General features: G+C 73.2%; 14 protein-coding genes. 2 read left to right on the top strand and 12 right to left on the bottom strand.

Annotated elements, in window-relative coordinates; genetic code table 11:
* Window positions 1-63 precede the first annotated feature (63 nt).
* The 6 genes from QUY26_RS24590 to QUY26_RS24565 form a co-directional block, all read right to left on the bottom strand.
* Window positions 64-2,355 carry a xanthine dehydrogenase family protein molybdopterin-binding subunit gene (locus tag QUY26_RS24590; RefSeq protein ID WP_289950252.1) on the bottom strand — a complete coding sequence of 764 codons (2,292 nt, stop codon included), beginning with the start codon at window positions 2,353-2,355 and terminating at the stop codon, window positions 64-66.
* Window positions 2,352-4,880: a 2Fe-2S iron-sulfur cluster-binding protein gene (locus QUY26_RS24585; RefSeq protein ID WP_289950250.1), complete on the bottom strand. Its 2,529-nt coding sequence runs from the start codon at window positions 4,878-4,880 to the stop codon at window positions 2,352-2,354. Before QUY26_RS24585 ends, QUY26_RS24590 begins: the two co-directional genes overlap by 4 nt.
* A complete protein-coding gene (locus QUY26_RS24580) occupies window positions 4,877-5,779 on the bottom strand; it encodes an FAD binding domain-containing protein (protein ID WP_289950249.1) in 903 nt (300 codons plus the stop codon). Before QUY26_RS24580 ends, QUY26_RS24585 begins: the two co-directional genes overlap by 4 nt.
* Before the next feature lie 298 nt (window positions 5,780-6,077).
* The gene (locus QUY26_RS24575; protein ID WP_289950247.1) at window positions 6,078-7,703 is read right to left on the bottom strand and encodes a beta-N-acetylhexosaminidase; all 1,626 of its coding nucleotides are present in this window, start codon (window positions 7,701-7,703) and stop codon (window positions 6,078-6,080) included.
* Window positions 7,704-7,888: 185 nt separating this feature from the next.
* Entirely contained in the window at window positions 7,889-8,185 is a 297-nt protein-coding gene (locus QUY26_RS24570; protein ID WP_033263869.1) for a DUF3039 domain-containing protein, read from the bottom strand.
* Entirely contained in the window at window positions 8,172-9,389 is a 1,218-nt protein-coding gene (locus QUY26_RS24565; protein WP_289950242.1) for an MFS transporter, read from the bottom strand. Before QUY26_RS24565 ends, QUY26_RS24570 begins: the two co-directional genes overlap by 14 nt.
* Window positions 9,390-9,505: 116 nt before the next feature.
* Here QUY26_RS24565 and QUY26_RS24560 point away from each other — a divergent pair, with 116 nt between their 5' ends.
* Complete coding sequence (locus tag QUY26_RS24560) at window positions 9,506-10,378, top strand: LysR family transcriptional regulator (protein ID WP_289950240.1); 873 nt, start codon at window positions 9,506-9,508, stop codon at window positions 10,376-10,378.
* Between the two features lie 198 nt (window positions 10,379-10,576).
* Here QUY26_RS24560 and QUY26_RS24555 read toward each other — a convergent pair whose 3' ends face one another.
* Window positions 10,577-11,137, bottom strand: coding sequence for a YqgE/AlgH family protein (locus tag QUY26_RS24555; protein ID WP_190113989.1), 561 nt, complete (start codon window positions 11,135-11,137; stop codon window positions 10,577-10,579).
* Between the two features lie 253 nt (window positions 11,138-11,390).
* Between QUY26_RS24555 and murA the strand changes: the two genes are divergently transcribed.
* Window positions 11,391-12,746, top strand: coding sequence for a UDP-N-acetylglucosamine 1-carboxyvinyltransferase (murA, locus tag QUY26_RS24550; RefSeq protein ID WP_289950236.1), 1,356 nt, complete (start codon window positions 11,391-11,393; stop codon window positions 12,744-12,746).
* Between the two features lie 122 nt (window positions 12,747-12,868).
* Here the strand turns inward: murA and QUY26_RS24545 are convergent, their stop codons facing one another.
* The 5 genes from QUY26_RS24545 to QUY26_RS24525 form a co-directional block, all read right to left on the bottom strand.
* Complete coding sequence (locus tag QUY26_RS24545; RefSeq protein WP_016645140.1) at window positions 12,869-13,150, bottom strand: HU family DNA-binding protein; 282 nt, start codon at window positions 13,148-13,150, stop codon at window positions 12,869-12,871.
* Window positions 13,151-13,548: 398 nt separating this feature from the next.
* Complete coding sequence (locus QUY26_RS24540) at window positions 13,549-14,979, bottom strand: NAD-dependent malic enzyme (RefSeq protein WP_289950223.1); 1,431 nt, start codon at window positions 14,977-14,979, stop codon at window positions 13,549-13,551.
* 426 nt (window positions 14,980-15,405) lie between these two features.
* Window positions 15,406-17,841, bottom strand: coding sequence for a HelD family protein (locus tag QUY26_RS24535; RefSeq protein WP_289950221.1), 2,436 nt, complete (start codon window positions 17,839-17,841; stop codon window positions 15,406-15,408).
* A 111-nt stretch (window positions 17,842-17,952) separates the two neighbouring features.
* Window positions 17,953-18,885, bottom strand: coding sequence for an anti-sigma factor family protein (locus tag QUY26_RS24530; protein WP_289950219.1), 933 nt, complete (start codon window positions 18,883-18,885; stop codon window positions 17,953-17,955).
* Window positions 18,882-19,499: a sigma-70 family RNA polymerase sigma factor gene (locus QUY26_RS24525; RefSeq protein ID WP_289950216.1), complete on the bottom strand. Its 618-nt coding sequence runs from the start codon at window positions 19,497-19,499 to the stop codon at window positions 18,882-18,884. The genes QUY26_RS24530 and QUY26_RS24525 overlap by 4 nt, the downstream gene beginning before the upstream one ends.
* Between the last annotated feature and the right edge of the window lie 12 nt (window positions 19,500-19,511).

The raw sequence follows: 19,511 nt of genomic DNA, 5'->3' as shown, positions 1-19,511 counted from the left end.
CGCAAGCCCTCACGACGCCGGGCAGGGCTGACTCGCCCGCGGTGGTGGGCGAGTCGAGGCCGATCACGCCAGCTCCGCGCCCACCGCCGCCTGTGGCCTGATCGGGAGCCGGTTCACCGGGCGGCCCGTCGCCGCGCGCACGGCCGCGGCGACCGCCGCCGGGGACGTCACCACGGGCACCGCGCTCGCGGCCTTCGCGCCGAAGGGGGCGACGACGTCGCGTTCTTCGACGAGTTTGACGATGCGGATGTCGGGGGCGTCGAGGGCGGTGGGGAGGGCGTAGCCGGTGAGGTCGGGGTGGCGGACGAGGCCGCGGGGGGTGCGGAGGTTCTCGGTGAGGGCCGCGCCGACGCCCTGGGTGACGCCCGCCTCGATGCGGACGCGGAGTTGGGCGGGGTTGAGGATGCGGCCGACGTCCTGGGCGACGGCGAGTTCCACGACCCGTACCGAACCGATCTCGATGTCCACGTCGACGACCGCGCGGATCGCGCAGAAGGCCATGCCCACGAAGGCGTCGCCCTGGCCGTCGGCGTCGAGCGGCTCGGTGGGGTGCGGGCGGCACTGCGCGGTGGCCCACAGCTCCTTGCCGTCCATGGCTTCCTCGACGGTGGTGGAGAGGACGCCGTCGTACGAGGTGATCTTGCCGTCGGCGATCTGGAGCAGCTCGGTCGACATGCCGAACTTGTGCGCCAGGGGCTGGAGCAGTTGGGTGCGGACCATCTTCGCTGCGCGTTCCACCGCGCCGCCGGACACCCACGTGTGGCGGCCGTGGCAGCTGGGGCCCGCGGGCGGCTGGTCGGTGTCGACGGGGGCGACGCGCACGTCGTCGATGCCCAGGGTCTCCTGGACGATCTGCCGGGCGAGGGTGGTGAAGCCCTGGCCGGTCTCGACGGCCGCGCAGATGACCGTGGCGACACCGTCGTGGACCTTCACGGTGGCCGTGGACACCTCGTCGGTGCCCTCGGCGCCGAGGAGCTGGACCATGCCGAGGCCGTAGCCGACGCCCCGCCGGACGGCGGCGGGCTCGCCCGCGCCCTCGGGGCCGCCGGGCAGCAGCCAGTCCTCCTGCGGGGTGTCCTTGGGCAGCTCGGGGAGCGGGAAGTCCCGGACGGCGCCGAGGAGTTCGGCGACCGGCGCCGGGCACGTCACCGCCTGTCCGGTGGGCAGGATGTCGCCGGTGGCGAGGGCGTTGCGCAGCCGCAGCTCGGCCGGGTCGGCGCCGAGCTTCTTGGCGAGCTTGTCCATCTGCGCCTCGTAGGCGGCGCAGACCTGGAGGGCGCCCTCGCCGCGCACGTGACCGGAGGGCGGGTTGTTCGTGCGGACCGCCCAGCCCTCGATGAAGGCGTTGGGCACGACGTAGGGGCCGCAGGCGAAGGAGACGGCCGCGGCGAGGGCGTCGGCGGAGGTGTCCGCGTACGCGCCCGCGTCGAGCAGGATCTGCGCCTCCACCTTCACCAACTGGCCCTCGGCGTCCGCGTGGTGGCGGTAGCGCAGCAGGGTCGGGTGGCGGTGGGCGTGGCCGAGGAAGGACTCCTCGCGGGTCGCGGTGAGCTTGACGGGGCGGCTGGTGCGCAGGGCGAGCAGGCCGAGCGGCAGCTGGAAGCTGGCGTCCTCGCGGTCGGCGCTGGCCCCGGGCACTCCGGTGACGACGACCTTGACCTGCTCGGGGGTGAGGCCGTAGCAGGCTGCGGCCATGTCGCGGTCGCCGTGCGGGTCGGTCGAGGCGATGTACAGCTCGACGCCGCCGTCCGGGCGCGGCACCGCGAGCCCGGCCTCCGCGCCGATGGGCGCCGGGTCCTGGCGCCCGATGCGGTACAGGCCCTCGACGACGACCTCACCGGCCGCCTCCGGGTCGCCGTGGCGCAGCGGGATGTGCCGGATCAGATTGCCGTCGGGGTGCAGCGGCGCGGCCTCGAAGGCCTGCTCCGGGTCGGTGACCGGGTCGAGCACCTCGTACTCGACGATGATCGCGGCGGCGGCCATCCGGGCCGTGTCCGGGTGGTCGGCGGCGACGGCGGCGATGGCCTCGCCGTGGTGGCGCACCACGTCGGACGCGAACAGCGGGCGGTCGGCGGTCCTGCGGCCGTGCGACGGCTTGCCCGGCACGTCCTCGTGGGTGATGACGGCGCGGACGCCCGGCATGTCCTCGGCGTGCGTGACGTCGATGGAGACGATGCGCGCGTGCGCGTGCGGGGAGCGCAGGACGGCCGCCCACAGCAGCCCTTCGGCCCACAGGTCGGAGGCGTAGGGGAACGTGCCCTCCGTCTTGGCCCTGATCTCGGCCGACGGCAGCGACGAGCCGATGCCGTGCGGCAGTTGCTCGGCACCCGGCGCGGCGGTGGTCTCGTTGCTCACGCCTGGGTTCCTTCCTGGCCGTACGGGCCCGACTGGTGCGGTACGCGAGGTCCGCCGGTGTCCGCCTCGTCCTGCTGCTCGTCCGCGACGCCCTTCGCCTCGCGCTCGGCGACCACGTCACGGACCGCGTCGAGCACGCCCCGGTATCCGGAGCAGCGGCACAGGTTGCCGCAGAGCGCGCGGCGGGTCTCCAGGTCGCTGGGCGCCGGGTTGCCTTCGAGCAGGTCGTGCAGGGTCATCGCCATGCCCGGCACGCAGAAGCCGCACTGTACGGCCCCGCAGTTGGCGAGCGCGCGCTGCACGTCGGAGGGGCGTCCGTCGGCGGCGAGGCCCTCGACGGTGCGCACCTCGCTGCCCGCCGCGGTGGCCGCGGGCACCAGGCAGGAGGCCACCAGCCGCCCGTCCACCTGCACGTTGCAGGCCCCGCACTCGCCCTGCGAGCAGCCGTCCTTGGCCCCCGCGAGGCCGAGCCGCTCCCGCAGCACGTACAGCAGGGACTCGCCGATCCACGCGTCGGTGACGGGCCGGTCGGCGCCGTTGACCCGCAGGACGTAGGAGACGAGGGGGTGTTCGTCGTGCGCGGGGACGCCCGGCTCCGGCGCCTTGTCCTGGGCCTCGTCCGGGCTCTCGACGGCCGGCGCGTCCGCGTCGGCCTCAGCGGCCTCGACGGGGGCCGCGGCCGGGGCGTGCTCCGCCTCGGCCCCCTCGGCTCCCTCGGCCCCCTCGGCCTCTTCGGCCGCCTCCGGGGCGCCGTCCGCCTCGGCCGCCTGATCCGCCGCCGCGTGCTCGGCGTCCGGCTCCGGAGCGGGGTCCGCTTCGGGGACGGGCTCCGGCTCCGGTACGAGGGCGGGCACCGCCTCGGCCGCGGGGGTCGGCTCGGCCGCCTGGGCGGGGGCCGGTACGTGGGCGGGGTCGGCCTCGTGCGGAGGGACCGGCGCCGGTGCGCCGGCCGCCGGGTGGACGACGGGGTCGGGGGCGGGGGCGGGCTCCGCCGGGCGGGCCTGGTGCGGCACGGGGGCCGGTTCCGCCTCGTACGCGGGGTCGCCGCCGCGCGCCGGGTCCGCCGCGTACGCCGAGTCACCCGGGTGCGGGAAGGCGGGGGCGGGCGCGAGGCCCGCCGACTGCGGGGGGTGCACGTCGTACTGCGCGTGGTCGCCGAACGGGGTGTCTCCGCCGAGGGACGCGTTCCCGCTCAGGGGGACGTTCCCGCCGGGGGAGGCGTTCTCGCCGAGGGAGGCGTTCTCGCCGAGGGAGGCGTTCTCGCCGAGGGAGGCGTTCTCGCCGAGGGAGGCGTTCTCGCCGAGGGAGGCGTTCTCGCCGAGGGAGGCGTTCTCGCCGAGGGAGGCGTTCTCGCCGAGGGAGGCGTTCTCGCCCAGGGGCACGTTCCCGCCGAGGGAGGCGTTCTGCCCGAGGGACGCGTCCTCGTCGTACCGCGCGTTCTCGTCGTACGCGGGGTCCGTCCCGTACCGAGGATCGGCGGCCGGTGCAAGGTGCCCGGATGCCGCGGCCTCCGGGGTGAAGTCGCCGTCCAGGGCGGCCGGATCGAGCGGGTTGACCGTTTCATCCGGCAGGTCCGACGCGTCCGGAGTGCCAGGTACACCCGGTACACCCGATGCGCCTGGTACGTCTGGTGCGTCTGTGACGTCCGGTGCCTCTGGTGCGTCGCCCGAGTGCTCCGGGGGCGCCAGGGAGCCGTCCGGGCGCTGCTTGACGACGAACAGCTTCGCGGTCCGCTCGAAGGGGGTCTCCTCGGCGGCGCGGGCGGGCCGCACGGGGGCGGCCTCCGGGGCCGGGGCGGGCGGCCCGAGCGGGCTCTGCTCCACGAACGCCTGCGCGGCCGGGTACGGGGACGCCTGAGGCGCCTCCGGGGCGTGCGGGGACTGCGGGGCGTGGGGCGCCTCCGGGGCCTGCGTCGGCCACGACGTGGCCCAGGGCGCGGGCGCGCCGCCGGGCAGCGTCGCGGGCGGCGGCGCGCCTCCCCACTGCGCGGCGAGCGACGACGCCGAGTACTCGCCGGACTCCTCCGGCAGGTCACCGTCGGCGACGGGGATGGACCACTGCCCGGTCACGTCGTGCGCGGCGGGCGCGTGCCCGTTCCCGGCACCGTCCTGGGCGCCGTTCTGTTCCGGGGGCGTGACGGCGTCCGGGAACGTCCACTGGCCGGTGGCGCGCGGGTCGTACGCGCCCTGGGCCCCCGGCTCGGCCGGGAACGGCTGGTCCTGGTGGGTGCCCAGCTGCGTGCCGGGGTCCGGCCAGCTCACGGCCTGCGTCGCCCCCGCGGCGTGCGTGACACCGGTCACCTCGGGCGGCAGCACCCAGGCGCCCGTGGCGGCCGGGTCGGTGGCGTCGGGGGCCGTTGGCGTGACCGTTATCTGCGGCGGTACGTAGCCGTGCCCGGGGGCGGCGAGCGGGGTGCTCACGGCGTCGGCCGCGCCCTCGGGGAGCTGCACGAACGCGGTGGCGTCCGCGTCGTACTCGCCCTGCGGGTGCGGCTGCCAGCCGCCGTTCCTCTGACCGTCGGTCACGACAGCGCCCTCCCCAGTGCTCGTCGGGCCAGCGCGGCGACGGTGCGCCGCAGGTGCAGTACAGCGGGCGGCAGCGGCTGGACGGTGCCGTCCTCGGCGGGCGGGTGGTCGGGGATGCACGCCGCGGCGACGTACTCACCGAAGGCCGTCAGGGCCTCCGGCACCAGACCGCGCTCGCCGTCCCAGTCGATGAGTCCGGCCACCCACTGCTCGGCCTCCAGGGGCCTGAGCGGCATGGGCGCGATGGCGCCGACGGCGCATCGCACGCCCCTGCGCGCCGGGTCGAGCACCAGGGCGACCGAAGCGGTCGCCCGGCCGGGTCCGGTGCGCCCTGTCGCCTTGAGGAAGACCTGCGGGGCGTGCAGCAGCGGCACCCGGACATATCCGATCAATTCACCGGGCGCCAGCATCTCCATACCGGCGAGCAGGTGCGAGACCGGGATCTCGCGGCGGGTGCCGCCCGGGCCCGCGATGATCAACACGGCTTCCAGCGCGGCGAGTACGGGCAGCGAGTCACCGGCGGGCGCGGCGGAGGCGATGTTGCCGCCGAGGGTGCCCGCGTTGCGGATCTGCGGCGGCCCCGCGGCGCGCGCGGCGGCGGCGAGCGCCGGGATGAGCGCGGCGAAGTCGGGTCGGCCCATGCGGGCGTGCGTCAGTCCGGCGCCGAGGAGCGCGTGCCCGTCCTGGTACTGCCAGCCGCGGATCTCGCTGATGCGGCCGAGGCCGACGAGGGCCGCGGGGCGGAGCTGGCCTGCGTTGACCGACGACATCAGGTCCGTGCCGCCCGCGACGGGCACGGCTGCGGGCACGGCGGCGAGCGCCGCGACGGCCTCGTCGAGCGTGACAGGCAGCGTCACAGACTGCGCCCCCTGCGCCGCCCGCGGTGCGTGCGTGGTCAAAACCGGCTGCCCCTTCCCGATGGCCCGGCAGCTTGCGCGCCGTTCTCACCGTTACGCCTGTTCCGCCGTACGGTACGTGCTCACAACCCGGACGTGGCAACTCTGGCACATCTTCACCGGGCCCCGGCGCGGGGGTCCGCTAGGAGACGTTCGTCCGCAGACCTGGGGGATATGCCGTTTTCGCACTCCCTCGCCGGTCAGGGGGAATTGCCACCCTTCGGTGATCCTTGTACGGCTTCCTCCTGGTGGCCCACGGTCGCACCGCGGGCCACCGGGAGCACGCGCTCGGGGCGTCACCTCACACGTTTGGGGGCGCCCCCTCGATCGGGCGTCCGAGCACTCCGGGACGCTTCTGCCACGGCAACGGGCCGCCCGGCGGGCGGTAGTCGACGCCGAGGGCGTCAAGTCGGGCGTAGTGGGCGGTCATTCGCCGTTCGAAATCGGCGAAGTCGCGCTCGGCGGGCGCGGGGAGCGTGCGCCAGGCGACCTCCGCGAGCGCCGCGAGCCTCGGGAAGACCTGGTAGTCCACGCGGCCGTGGTATTCCATCACCTCGGTCCACACGTTGGCCTGCGTCCCGAGCACGTGCCGCGCCTCCTCCTCGCTCAGCCGCCCCGGCACCGGCTCGAAGCGGTAGACGTCCTCCAGGGTGCGCACGAACCCGATCGGCACCGGCTCGTCGGGGCCGCCGTGCTGCCGGTGGTCCAGGTAGACATGCTGCTCGGGGCACATCACCACGTCGTGGCCCGCCTGGGCCGCCGCGATGCCGCCGCCGTAGCCGCGCCAGGACGACACCGCCGCGCCCTCGGCGAGCCCGCCCTCCAGGATCTCGTCCCAGCCGATGAGCCGACGCCCGCGCGCGGACAGCCACTTGTCGAAGTGCCGGATGAACCAGCTCTGCAACTCGTCCTCGTTGCTGAGCCCCAGCTCCTCGATGCGCTCCTGGACGGCCGCCGAGTCCTTCCACTGCTCCTTGGGGCACTCGTCGCCGCCGACGTGGATGAAGGTCGAGGGGAACAGTTCGAGGATCTCCTCGAAGACCCCCTCGTAGAACCGCAGGGTGGTGTCGGAGGGCGCGAGCACGTTGGCCGTGACACCCCAGGAGTCCCAGACGCCGAGGGCGGCCGTGTCGACGACGTCGGTGTTGCCCAGCTCGGGGTAGGCGGCGATGGCCGCCTGCGAGTGGCCCGGTACGTCGATCTCCGGCACGACGGTGATGTGCAAGGCGTCGGCGTACGCGACGATTTCGCGGATGTCGTCCTGCGTGTAGTACCCGCCGTGCGGCTTCTCGTCCCACAACTCCGACGCCCGGTGCCCCCACTTGGTCCGCGACCGCCAGGACGCGACCTCGGTGAGCTTCGGATACCGCTTGATCTCGACGCGCCAGCCCTGGTCGTCCGTCAGATGGAAGTGGAAGACGTTCAGCTTGTGCGCGGCGAGCAGGTCCAGATACCGCAGCACGCCTTCCTTCGGCATGAAGTGCCGGGCCACGTCGAGCATCATGCCGCGCCAGCCGAAGCGGGGGGCGTCCTCCACGACTCCCGGCGCCACGACGATCTCCTGCTCCGGCCTGACGGGCGCCCGCCGGAAGGCGTCCGCACCGACCAGTTGGCGCAGCGTCTGCGCGCCCCAGAACACCCCGGCGGCGCTCCCGCCCCTGATCTCCACCCCGTCCGCGGCGACGGTCAGCCGGTACCCCTCGGCCGCCAGCTCTCCGTCGACGCGCAGCGAGACGCTCCCCGGCGCACCTTCCGCCCCGGGCGCCAACGGCAGCCCCAACGCACCCCCCAGAGTGCCCCGCAACCACCGCTCCGTGCCCTCGGTACCGGCTCCCGCCCAGAGCGTGGTCGCCCCGTCGAGAACGAATCCGCCACCACTGTGCCCCTCGGCGCGTGCGGGCGCCGGGATCAGTTGCTCAAAGGTCATGGACTGAGGCTGCCACGCGATTGCACGGCACAAAAGGGCCGTTGCGGGGCATGCAACGACCCTCGGACGTCAAACGCCGGACGAGCCGTATCCGGCCCGTCCGGCGTTTGAGGACGAGGCGCGAAGCGCCGTGAGGGAAAAGGGGCGAAGCCCCGGACGAACGACGCCGAGGGAGCCCCCGCCGGCTACTTCTTGCCGTCCTTGCCGCCCTTGTCCTTGTCGCCGCCCGCCCCCATGGACTCGTAGATCTCCTTGCACATGGGACAGACGGGATACTTCTTCGGATCGCGGCCGGGGACCCACACCTTGCCGCACAGCGCCACGACGGGCGTACCGTCGAGCGCGCTCGCCATGATCTTGTCCTTCTGGACGTAGTGCGCGTAGCGCTCGTGGTCGCCGTCACCGTGCGACACCTGCGGCGTCGGCTCTACGAGGGTCCCCGTACCTGCCCCGCGCTCGGGCTCGGGCTCAAGAGTGCTCATAGGTGCCAAGGGTACTCACGCCGGGCGCGTCCTGGCAGCGGCTGCCGTCCGAGCCGTCCGGCTGCGGCCCCGTGCGCCGCGCACGCGCCGCCACCGCGTGCAGCACGAGCCCCAGCGCGGCCACCCCGGCCGCCGCCCACGGCAGCGCGTCCGCCCCCAGTCCCGCCGACAGGGCGAGCCCCGCGGCGCCGGAGCCGACGGCGCTGCCGAGGTAGAGCGCGGAGTTGTTCAGCGCGAGCGCCACCGTGCCGCGCTCGGCGGACACCGCCAACAGCCGGTGCTGCTGCGGCACTTGCAGGGCCCAGCCCACCGCGCCCCAGAGCACGAGCGCGGGGAAGGCCGCCGCGCCGAGCGGCGGCAGGGCGAGCTCCGCCGCCACCAGCGCCGCCATCAGGCCCGCGACCAGCGCGTACGGCCTGCCCCACCGGTCCACGAGCGGCCCCGCGAGGACACTGCCGAGCACCCCGCCGATCCCCCAGGCCCAGAGGTAGGACGCCATGTCGCCCTCGCCCACACCGCCGCCGGCGTCCAGGACCGGCGCGAGGTACGTGTAGAGGCCGAGGCTCGACACCGCGCCCAGGAAGGAGACGCCGACGACCGGCAGGACGGCCCGGTCGGCGAGCGCCCCGAGCCGCGCCCGCACCGGCACCGGCGGTGCGGCGGGCACCTGCGGCAGGCCGACGGCGAGCCCCACGAGGGCCACCGCGCCGAGCCCGGTGACCAGCCACATGGTCGAGCGCCAGGAGGTGTGGTCGGCGAGCAGCACCCCGAGCGGCACCCCGAGGACCGTGCCCGAGCTCATGCCGCCCATGATCAGGGCGAGGGCCCGCCCGCGCCGCTCAGGACCGGCGAGGGACGCGGCGGCGGCCGTGGAGAGCGCCGAGTGGACCCCGGCGCCCGCACCGGCCACGACGCGTGCGGCGAGCAGCACGGCGAGGTTCGGCGCGAGCGCGGTCGCGCCGTTACCGAGGGTGAAGACGGCGAGCGAGGCGACGAGGAGCACGCGGGGGCGCACGCCCGCCAGGAGGCCCGTGACGAGCGGCGCGCTCACCGCGTACGCGAGCGTGAAGACCGTGACCATCTGCCCGGTGAGGGACACGGTCGTCCCCAGGTCGTCCGCGACCACGGGCAGCAGCCCCGCCATCACGTAGGCGTCGAGCCCCAAGGTGAAGGCCCCCAGCATCAGCAGCCCTATGCGGCGCACCGCACCCACTCCCTTCGTCCGTTCCGCGGCACGGACTCGCGCCGCCGAACGGAAACGTAGGCAGTCTCCGGTTCTTCGGGGAAATGCCCACGGAGGTGCGTTTATGCTCCGGAGGCATGAATGTGACGGACTCCGGGACCACCCTCGACGGGGTCGAGCTGCGCCACCTGCGGGCCTTCCTCGTCGTCGCCGACGAGCTGAGCTTCACGCACGCCGCCGCCGTCCTGCGCGTCGGCCAGCCCGCGCTGACGCGCACGGTGCGCGCCCTGGAGGAGGCCCTGGGCGTGCGGCTCCTGGACCGCACGACCCGCAGCGTCGACCTCACCGACGCGGGCCGTCGCCTGCGCGACGAGCTGGGACCGCTGCTCTCCCGCCTGGACGCGACGCTCGGCGCCGCCCGGGGCGGGCCTCCGCTGCTCCGGCTCGGCTTCACCTCGCTCCTTCCGGAGGCCTGCGGGCCGCTCACCGCCGCGTTCAGGGCGGCGACCGGGGCGGGTGTGCGGCTGGTGCGGCGCTCCGAGCCGCTGGCCGGGCTCGCGTCGGGGGTGTGCGACATCGCGGTCGTACGCGGTGAGATTCCGTCGGGCATGGCGGTCCGCAGCCGGGTGCTCCTGTACGAGCCGCGCATCGCCGTCGTCGCCCGTGGCTCGGCCGACCTGGCGCACCGCCGGGTCGTCGACTGGGCCGAGTTGGCGGCGGTGCCTCTGGTCGTGAACACCGTCACCGGCACGACCCGGCCCGATCTGTGGCCCGTCGGGCGGCGGCCGCGGCTCGCCTGCACCGCCGACAACTTCGACGAGTGGATGGAGGCGGTGGTCGCGGGGCACGGGGTCGGGGTCGCGCCGGAGCCGGTCGCCCGGCGGCACTCGCATCCGGGGCTGCGGTATGTCCGGCTCAAGAATGCTCCGCCGGTTGCCGTGCGACTGGCTGTGCCCGCTCGGGACGCGCATCCGCTGGCCGAGCGGTATTTGCAGGTGCGGGCCGGTTAGCCCTGCGGGGCTTTCCCCAATCCCGCCCCTTCCCGAAACTGGGGCTCCGCCCCAGACCCCGCTCCTCAAACGCCGGAGGGGCTATTCATAGCCCGTCCGGCGATTGAGGACGAGGCGCGGAGCGCCGATAGCGGGGGCCCGGGGGCGCAGCCCCCGGTTTCGGGAAGGGGCGGGATTGGGGAGCCCCCGGCAGGGCGCTCAGTTCAGCGACGGGTCGTCCGGATAGGTCGCCACCATGGCGAGCTCGCTGCGCTGGCGGCGCAGCACCGCTCGCCAGAGGCGTTCGGGGTCCGGGGACGACACGTCGCCCGGCTCGGACTCGACCACGTACCAGGCGCCCTCGACCAGTTCGTCCTCCAGCTGGCCCGGGCCCCAGCCCGCGTACCCGGCGAAGATGCGCAGGCTGCCGAGGGCGGAGGCGAGGAGTTCCGGCGGGGCCTCCAGGTCGACGAGGCCGATCGCGCCGTGCACCCGGCGCCAGCCGAGGGGGCCCTCCTCGCCGGGGATGACGGCGACACCGAGGGCGGAGTCGAGGGAGACCGGGCCGCCCTGGAAGACGACGCCGGGCGCGCCCGCGAGGTCGCCCCAGCCGTCGAGGATGTCCGCGACGTCCACCGGCGTCGGGCGGTTGAGGACGACGCCCAGGGAGCCCTCCTCGTCGTGGTCGAGGAGCAGCACGACCGCGCGGTCGAAATTGGGGTCCGACAGGGCCGGCGTGGCCACGAGCAGCCGCCCTGTGAGCGAGGACACCTCGGTCATGCCAGACATGATCCCGCATCCCGGGCCCTCGCGGGGAGCCAATCGACCGACGGAAGGGAACGCAGCTCAGCGGCTGCCGGGGCCGGAGGAACGGCTGCTCACCCCCGTGACCGTGAGCGTCCGGTTCCGCACGGTTCGTGTTGTTGCGGAGTCATGACGTGTCTGGGGCCCCCTCGGGCTTACTTCAGGGGGGTACGCGGCCATTACGCTTGGCCCTTTGGTCCCCCGTCCACCTCATCGGAACGCGAGATTCATGACCGTCACCGGCACCCAAGACGTACTGCTTGTCCATGGCGGAACCCCGCTGGAGGGTGAGATCCGCGTCCGCGGCGCGAAGAACCTCGTGCCCAAGGCCATGGTCGCCGCCCTGCTCGGAAGCGCTCCGAGCCGGCTGCGCAATGTCCCGGACATCCGCGACGTCCGCGTCGTACGCGGCCTGCTGCAACTGCACGGTGTGACGGTCCGCCCCGGTGAGGAGCCGGGTGAGCTGCTGCTCGACCCGTCGCACGTGGAGAGCGCGAACGTCGCCGACATCGACGCGCACGCGGGCTCGTCCCGCATTCCGATCCTGTTCTGCGGGCCGCTCCTGCACCGCCTCGGGCACGCCTTCATCCCGGGCCTCGGCGGCTGCGACATCGGCGGCCGTCCGATCGACTTCCACTTCGAGGTGCTCCGGCAGTTCGGCGCGACCATCGAGAAGCGCGCCGACGGCCAGTACCTGGAGGCCCCGCAGCGCCTGCGCGGCACCAAGATCCGGCTGCCCTACCCGTCGGTGGGCGCCACCGAGCAGGTCCTGCTCACCGCCGTGCTCGCCGAGGGCGTGACGGAACTCTCCAACGCCGCGGTGGAGCCCGAGATCGAGGACCTGATCTGCGTCCTGCAGAAAATGGGCGCGATCATCGCCATGGACACCGACCGGACCATCCGGATCACCGGTGTCGACAAGCTCGGCGGCTACAACCACGCGGCGCTGCCGGACCGCCTGGAGGCCGCCTCGTGGGCGTCCGCGGCGCTCGCGACCGAGGGCAACATCTACATCCGCGGCGCCCAGCAGCGCTCGATGATGACGTTCCTGAACACGTACCGGAAGGTGGGCGGTGCCTTCGAGATCGACGACGAGGGCATCCGCTTCTGGCACCCGGGCGGCCAGCTGAAGTCCATCGCCCTGGAGACCGACGTCCACCCCGGTTTCCAGACCGACTGGCAGCAGCCCCTGGTGGTCGCCCTGACGCAGGCCACGGGCCTGTCCATCGTCCACGAGACGGTCTACGAGTCCCGGCTCGGCTTCACCTCCGCGCTGAACCAGATGGGCGCCCACATCCAGCTCTACCGCGAGTGCCTCGGCGGCTCCGACTGCCGCTTCGGCCAGCGCAACTTCCTGCACTCCGCGGTCGTGAGCGGCCCCACCAAGCTCCAGGGCGCCGACCTGGTCATCCCGGACCTCCGGGGCGGCTTCTCGTACCTGATCGCCGCCCTCGCGGCCCAGGGCACCTCCCGCGTCCACGGCATCGACCTGATCAACCGCGGCTACGAGAACTTCATGGACAAGCTCGTCGAACTCGGCGCGAAGGTGGAACTGCCGGGCAAGGTGGCACAGGCGCAACCGTAGGGGGCCGCGCCCCGCAGGGGCGCGGGGAACCGCGCGACCAGCCACAGCGCCGCCGCGGACAAGAAGCAACGCGAAGGGCGGCCACCCCACACGGGGTGGCCGCCCTTTGTCGCTGCTTGAGGCTACTTGCCCTTAGCCGCTTCCTTCAGCTTGGAGCCCGCCGAAACCTTGACGCTGTAGCCGGCCGGGATGTTGATCGGCTCGCCGGTCTGCGGGTTGCGGGCGGTGCGAGCGGCACGGTGGGTGCGCTCGAAGGTCAGGAAGCCGGGGATGGTGACCTTCTCATCGCCCTTGGCAACGATCTCGCCGACGGTCTCGGCGAACGCGGCCAGCACGGCGTCGGCGTCCTTGCGGGTCACCTCGGCGCGGTCGGCCAGCGCGGCCACCAGCTCACTGCGGTTCATGTTTGTACTCCCGTGTTCTTCTTGCTGTTGAGGCGTGCCTCGCGGCGGAGCCGCATATCGGGCACAGCGAAGCCGATGCTGCCAGGGTCCTCAGGCGGGCCCCGGACCCGGGTCCGACGTCAGACCCTCGCGCCCAGAGACGCATCCTGCCCCCACCTGCGGCGGGAAAGCCAATCCGGCACCCGTGGGAGTCACACGAAAAGCGCCGTTTCTCGGCGGTTGCCTCGAAATGGTGACGCTCCGTCCGCTCCCGGTGCCGGACCGCGTGCCCTGACGGACCGGCGTGGGCCGGCGCAGGGCCCCTGAAGGGGGCGGTCGGGCCGCGCGGGCCCTGCGGCCCGCGTCCCGCCACCCTAGAGGGCCGCTGTCGGCGCCGCGTTCCGCGACGCGCCGTGCGGTCAGGCCGTGGTGCCCGTCACAGCCACCCCGGCGGCCTTGGCGGCGCTGCGCACCGCTCCGGCGACCGCGCCCGCGACCTTGTCGTTGAAGACGCTCGGGATGATGTAGTTCGGGTTCAGCTCGTCCTCGGTGACCACGTCGGCGAGGGCGGTGGCCGCGGCCAGCATCATCTCCGTGTTGACCGTGCGCGACTGGGCGTCGAGCAGGCCGCGGAAGACGCCCGGGAACACCAGGACGTTGTTGATCTGGTTGGGGAAGTCCGACCGCCCGGTGGCCACAACTGCCGCCGTCTGGCGGGCGATTGCGGGGTCGACTTCGGGGTCCGGATTCGCGAGCGCGAACACAATGGCGTCGTCCGCCATGGCCGCCACGTCGCCGCCGCCGAGCACGTTCGGGGCCGATACACCGATGAACACATCGGCGCCGGCGACGGCCTCCTTGAGGGTGCCGGTGACGCCCTCGGGGTTGGTGTTGTCGGCGATCCAGCGCAGCGGCGAGTCGGCCGCGGCGGCCACCAGGTCCTCACGGCCCGCGTGCACGACGCCGTGGATGTCGGCGACGACGGCGTGCTTGACGCCCGCGGCGAGCAGCAGCTTGAGGATGGCCGTACCGGCCGCGCCGGCGCCGGACATGACCACGCGCACGTCGCCGATCCCCTTGCCCACCACGCGCAGCGCGTTGGTCAGGGCGGCGAGCACGACGATCGCGGTGCCGTGCTGGTCGTCGTGGAAGACGGGGATGTCGAGGGCCTCGCGCAGGCGGGCCTCGATCTCGAAGCAGCGCGGCGCGGAGATGTCCTCCAGGTTGATGCCCGCGAAGCCGGGGGCGATGGCCTTGACGATCTCGACGATCGCGTCGGTGTCCTGGGTGTCCAGGCACAGCGGCCAGGCGTCGATGCCGGCGAAGCGCTTGAAGAGGGCCGCCTTGCCCTCCATCACGGGCAGCGCGGCCTTCGGTCCGATGTTGCCGAGGCCGAGCACCGCGGAGCCGTCCGTCACGACCGCAACGGAATTGCGCTTGATGGTGAGGCGGCGCGCGTCCTCGGGGTTCTCGGCGATCGCCATGCACACGCGGGCGACGCCCGGGGTGTAGACCATGGACAGGTCGTCGCGGTTGCGGATGGGGTGCTTCGACTGCATCTCGATCTTGCCGCCGAGGTGCATCAGGAACGTACGGTCGGAGACCTTGCCGAGGGTGACGCCCTCGATGCCGCGCAGCTCCTCGACGATCTCGTCGGCGTGCGCGGTGGAGGTCGCGGCGATCGTGACGTCGATGCGGAGCTTCTCGTGACCGGACGCCGTGACGTCGAGGCCGGTGACCGAGCCGCCGGAGGACTCCACGGCCGTGGTGAGCTGGGAGACCGCGGTTCCGCTCGCGGGCACCTCCAGCCTGACCGTCATCGAGTAGGAGACGCTGGGCGCCGTTGCCATGGCGGACTTCCTCTGCTTTCACCTTGTAGCTGTTGCCGTCCGATCGTCGCACCTACCACTGAGTACGTGGTAGCCGCCCCGGATTGCGGACGTTTTGTTCACGGACCTGGTGCCGCACTTTCGGAAAACGACTTCCACCATACGAGAAGTAGGGGGTCGCGGGAAGGGGGGCCGGGCAAACGCCCGTGAGAACCGTCCGCGGGAAACAGAGAGAGGCCCACGTCACTGGTGACGTGGGCCTCTCTCGTACGTTCATGACACCGACCCGCCATGCTCGCCTCGCGGCAAGTGGTCGCTCGTAGCGACGAAGGTTGGGCCCGGGGGCTTGGATCGGGCCGGTGCCACATCAACGGTAACAAACGATCCCCGTAAGGCAATTCCCGTCCCGCACCATCCCCGTCGGCCCACGGCGCGCCGCCGTGACTCTCACTCCCGCAGCAGGTCCGGCACGCCCTGCCCGTCCGGCTCGTCGCGTTCGCCCGAAAGGATCGTGAGCTGCTGCGTGGCCCGGGTCAGCGCCACGTACAGGACGCGCAGGCCCGCCGGGGACTCGTCGGCGATCTCGGCGGGCGACACGACCAGCGTCGCGTCGTACTCCAGGCCCTTGGCCTCCAGGCTGCCGAGCGCCACCACGCGCTCCCCCAGCCCGGCGAGCCAGCGGGCCGCCTGCTCGCGGCGGCTCATGGCCACCACGACGCCGACAGTGCCCTCGACCCGGTCGAGCAGCCGCGCCGCCTCCTCGCGCACCGCCCCGCCGAGGTCCTGGCCGCGCCCGTCGGCGCCCTGGCCCTCGCCCGTCGTGCCCACGGTCGCGAAACGCGGCTCGACGCCGGTGGAGCGGACCGCCGTGGGCGCCGTCGAGCCCGGCATGGCGAGGGCGAGGACCTTCGCGGCCAGGTCGGCGATCTCGGCCGGGTTGCGGTAGTTGACGGTGAGCGTGAAGCGGCGGCGCGGGCGGGTGCCGAGGGCCTCGTCGCGGGCCGCGGCCGCCTCGTCCGGGTCGGACCAGGAGGACTGCGCCGGGTCGCCCACGACCGTCCAGGTGGCGTGCCGGCCCCTGCGGCCCACCATGCGCCATTGCATGGGGGTGAGGTCCTGGGCCTCGTCCACGATGACGTGCGCGTACTCGGTGCGCTCCGCCGCCAGGCGCTCGGCGCGCTCGCGCTGGGACTCCTCGCGCTGCGGCATCAGCTCGTCCAGGCCGGTGAGCAGGTCGAGCGGGTCCAGGTCCTTCTTCTTGCGGGGCCGCTGGGGGGTGCCGAGGATCGCCTGGAGCTCGTCGAGCAGCGCCACGTCGTGCACGGACAGGGCGTCGCGTCTCAGGGAGCGGGCGACCTTGCGGACCTCGCCGGGGTTCAGGATCCGGCGGGCCCAGCGGTTCAGGGCGCGTTCGTCGCTCATCGCGGTGAGGACGGCGCGCGGGGTGAGTTCGGGCCACCAGGCTTCGAGGAACGCGAGGAAGTCGTCCTCGGAGGTGATGTCGTCGTCGAAGGACGAGCGGAGTTCGGCGGCGAGTTCGGGGTCGTCGTGCCGTCCGGCTGCGCCGGACTGCTCCCAGAGGGCGTCCAGGAGGAGCTTTCTCGCTCGGGGGCGGAGGAGGTTGACGGGGGCGGTTCCGCCGAGGGCCGTCTGCCGGATGCGGTTCAGCTGGTCGGCTTCCAGCTCCAGGCGGCGGCCGAAGGCGACCACGCGCAGGCGGGTGGGGGTGGCCGGTCGCCCGCCCGCCTCGCCTTCGGCTTCGGGGGCTTCCTCACCGAAGGCGAGTTGGTGGGTGTTCGCCGGCTGCCCGTCGGCTGTGCCCGCGCGTTCCGCTCTCCGGACGGACCGGCCGCCCCCAGCGGGGGGCGGGGATTCGAGTGCCCCCCGCGCCGCCCTGCGCAGCACCTTCAGCATCCGCGACGAACCCTTGACACGAGCCACTGCCGGCGTGTCGTAGACCGTGGCTTCGATGCCGTCGACCAGGGAGCCGACCGCGCGGATGGCGACCTGGCCCTCTTCGCCGAGTGAGGGCAGGACGCCCTCGGTGTAGGCCACGAGGAGAGGGGTCGGGGAGACGATGAGGATGCCGCCCGCGTAGCGGCGGCGGTCCTGGTAGAGGAGGTACGCGGCGCGGTGCAGGGCGACGGCCGTCTTGCCGGTGCCGGGGCCGCCCTCCACGTACGTCACCGAAGCGGCCGGGGCCCGGATCACCAGGTCCTGCTCGGCCTGGATGGACGCCACGATGTCCCGCATGGAGTGGCTGCGGGCCTGCCCGAGCGCGGCCATGAGGGCGCCGTCACCGACGACGGGCAGCTCCTCGCCGTTCAGGAACGCCGTCAGCTCCGGGCGCATCAGGTCGTCCTCGACGCCGAGCACCTTGCGGCCCTTGGAGCGGATGACGCGGCGGCGCACCACCCGGCCGGGGTCGACCGGGGTCGAGCGGTAGAACGGCGCGGCGGCGGGCGCGCGCCAGTCGATGACCAGCGGCGAGTAGTCCGCGTCCAGGACGCCGATGCGGCCGATGTGCAGGGTCTCCGCGATGTCGGCGTAACTGCCGGACTCCTCGGTGCGCACCGCGCCCTCGGCCGGTTCCACGGCCGTGTACGCGCCGTCCGGGCCCTTCTTGCCGTCCTTGCCGAGCAACAGGTCGATACGGCCGAAGAGGAAGTCCTCGAACTCGTTGTTCAGCCGGTTGAGATGGACGCCCGCGCGGAAGACCTGCGCGTCCCGCTCGGCCAGCGCGCCCGGCGTGCCGACCTGGCCGCGCTTGGCCGCGTCGTTCATCAGGAACTCGGCCTCGTGGATCTTCTCTTCGAGGCGGCGGTAGACCTGGTCGAGGTGGTCCTGTTCGACACTGATCTCGCGCTCGCGTACGTCGGCCACCGGGGCCCCTTTCCTGACGTGCTGCTGCCCGTATTGAGCAGCCGTCCACCGTACGCGAAAGGAACCCCGGTTGTGCAGTCGTCGGACCGTGCGCCGCCTTGCCGCCCGTGGTCAGACGTCCACCTCGACCAGCCGCTCGCCGTCGAACGTGCGCACCTCGAAGTGGTCGATGTCGTCGCGGTCGAACGCGGCGCCGCCGTGCACGTACAGCGGGTTCCGCGAGGCCTGGTGCGGACTGTCCTTGATGCCGTAGCCCCACTGGGGCACCGACCAGGTCGTCACGGTCTCCTTCTTGCCGTCCTTGCCGACCGCGATCAGCGAGCACTTCAGCGGGCCCTTGACGTTCTTCAGCTCAAGGACCGTGTGCGTGCCCCAGGCCTTCTTCTCCGTGCCGACCGTCGCGGTGACCTTGGTCTTGGGGTCGGTGGCGGCGATCTTGTCGTCCATGTGGTTGAAGAAGGCGTCCTCGGCGGGCGAGGTGGGGTGCGGATCGGCGCCCGCCACCTCCTTCGTACCGCCGTCGTCGTCACTGACCGCGAAGACCGCGAGCGGACCGCCGATGATCAGCGCGGCCGCCGCCGCGACCAGGTACATGCCGCGCCTGCGCCGCTGGGCGCGCTTGACCGCGACCTCGTCCACCAGGCGGTCCGCGAGCCTCGGGCTCGGCCGGGTGGCGAGCTGTTCGCCGATCTGCGGGACGCCGCGCAGGAGCCCGTGCGCGGCGGGCGCCTGGGACGGCACCGCGCCGACGACACCGGGGCCGCCCGTCCCGCCACCGGCACCGCCATCGGCACCGGGGAAGTCCGCGAGGGCAGCCAGCATCGGTGCCATGCCGGAGAACTCCTCCAGCTGGTGCGCGCAGAAGTCGCAGCCCGCGAGGTGCGCCTCGAACTCGGTGGCCTCGGCGTCGTCGAGGATCCCGAGCGCGTAGGCACCGACGGTCTCGTGCACGTCGCCCGGACCGGAGCCCGATCCGGATCCGCCGCCGAAGCCGGAGCCGGGGCCCCAGGGACCCTGGCCGTGTGCGTCGTACGGCGTGCTCATGCCGTCACCCCCCGCTCCTCGAGCGCAAGCTTCATCGAGCGCAGCGCGTAGAAGACCCGCGAGCGCACTGTCCCGCTGGGTATGCCCAGTGTCTCGGCCGCCTCATTGACCGTACGCCCTTTGAAGTAGGTCTCGACAAGTACCTCCCGATGCGCGGGAGTCAGGTCCTCCAGCGCGTCCGACAGCGTCATCAGCCACAGCGCCTTATCGATCTCGTCCTCCGCGGGGATGACCTCCAGCGGCGACGGGTCGACCTCCTGCGGCCGGGCCTGCCGGCTGCGGTGGCCGTCGATGACGATGCGGCGCGCGACCGTCACCAGCCAGGGGCGTACCGAACCGGTAGCTCGGTTGAGCTGACCGGCGTTCTTCCAGGCACGGATGAGCGTTTCCTGTACGACATCTTCCGCGCGCTGCCGGTCCCCCGCCACAAGCCGGAGCACATAGGCGAGAAGCGGTCCCGCGTGCTCCCGGTACAGCGCGCGCATGAGTTCCTCGTCCGGCCCCGGCACGGAAGTCGGCGTCAGTCGATGTCGTCGGTGCGGGCGTTCATCGGCCACGGCGGAATCCTTGCGCACGTCTGCCTCCGCTGTCCGCTGTTCGTCTCGGCTGCCCATGTCGGCCGTGCT

It is taken from the genome of Streptomyces flavofungini (assembly GCF_030388665.1).
GTDB classification, from domain to species: domain Bacteria; phylum Actinomycetota; class Actinomycetes; order Streptomycetales; family Streptomycetaceae; genus Streptomyces; species Streptomyces flavofungini_A.
Note: the sequence above shows the minus strand (reverse complement) of the source record. Positions and strands in the feature narration are given on the sequence as shown.

Coding starts and splice junctions, on each gene's coding strand:
- QUY26_RS24575 (WP_289950247.1), bottom strand. CDS start 7,703: ATGACCTTTGAGCAACTGATCCCGGCGCCCGCACGCGCCGAGGGGCAC.
- QUY26_RS24530 (WP_289950219.1), bottom strand. CDS start 18,885: ATGAGCACGCCGTACGACGCACACGGCCAGGGTCCCTGGGGCCCCGGC.
- murA (WP_289950236.1), top strand. CDS start 11,391: ATGACCGTCACCGGCACCCAAGACGTACTGCTTGTCCATGGCGGAACC.
- QUY26_RS24560 (WP_289950240.1), top strand. CDS start 9,506: ATGAATGTGACGGACTCCGGGACCACCCTCGACGGGGTCGAGCTGCGC.
- QUY26_RS24570 (WP_033263869.1), bottom strand. CDS start 8,185: ATGAGCACTCTTGAGCCCGAGCCCGAGCGCGGGGCAGGTACGGGGACC.
- QUY26_RS24525 (WP_289950216.1), bottom strand. CDS start 19,499: ATGGGCAGCCGAGACGAACAGCGGACAGCGGAGGCAGACGTGCGCAAG.
- QUY26_RS24540 (WP_289950223.1), bottom strand. CDS start 14,979: ATGGCAACGGCGCCCAGCGTCTCCTACTCGATGACGGTCAGGCTGGAG.
- QUY26_RS24545 (WP_016645140.1), bottom strand. CDS start 13,150: ATGAACCGCAGTGAGCTGGTGGCCGCGCTGGCCGACCGCGCCGAGGTG.
- QUY26_RS24555 (WP_190113989.1), bottom strand. CDS start 11,137: ATGACCGAGGTGTCCTCGCTCACAGGGCGGCTGCTCGTGGCCACGCCG.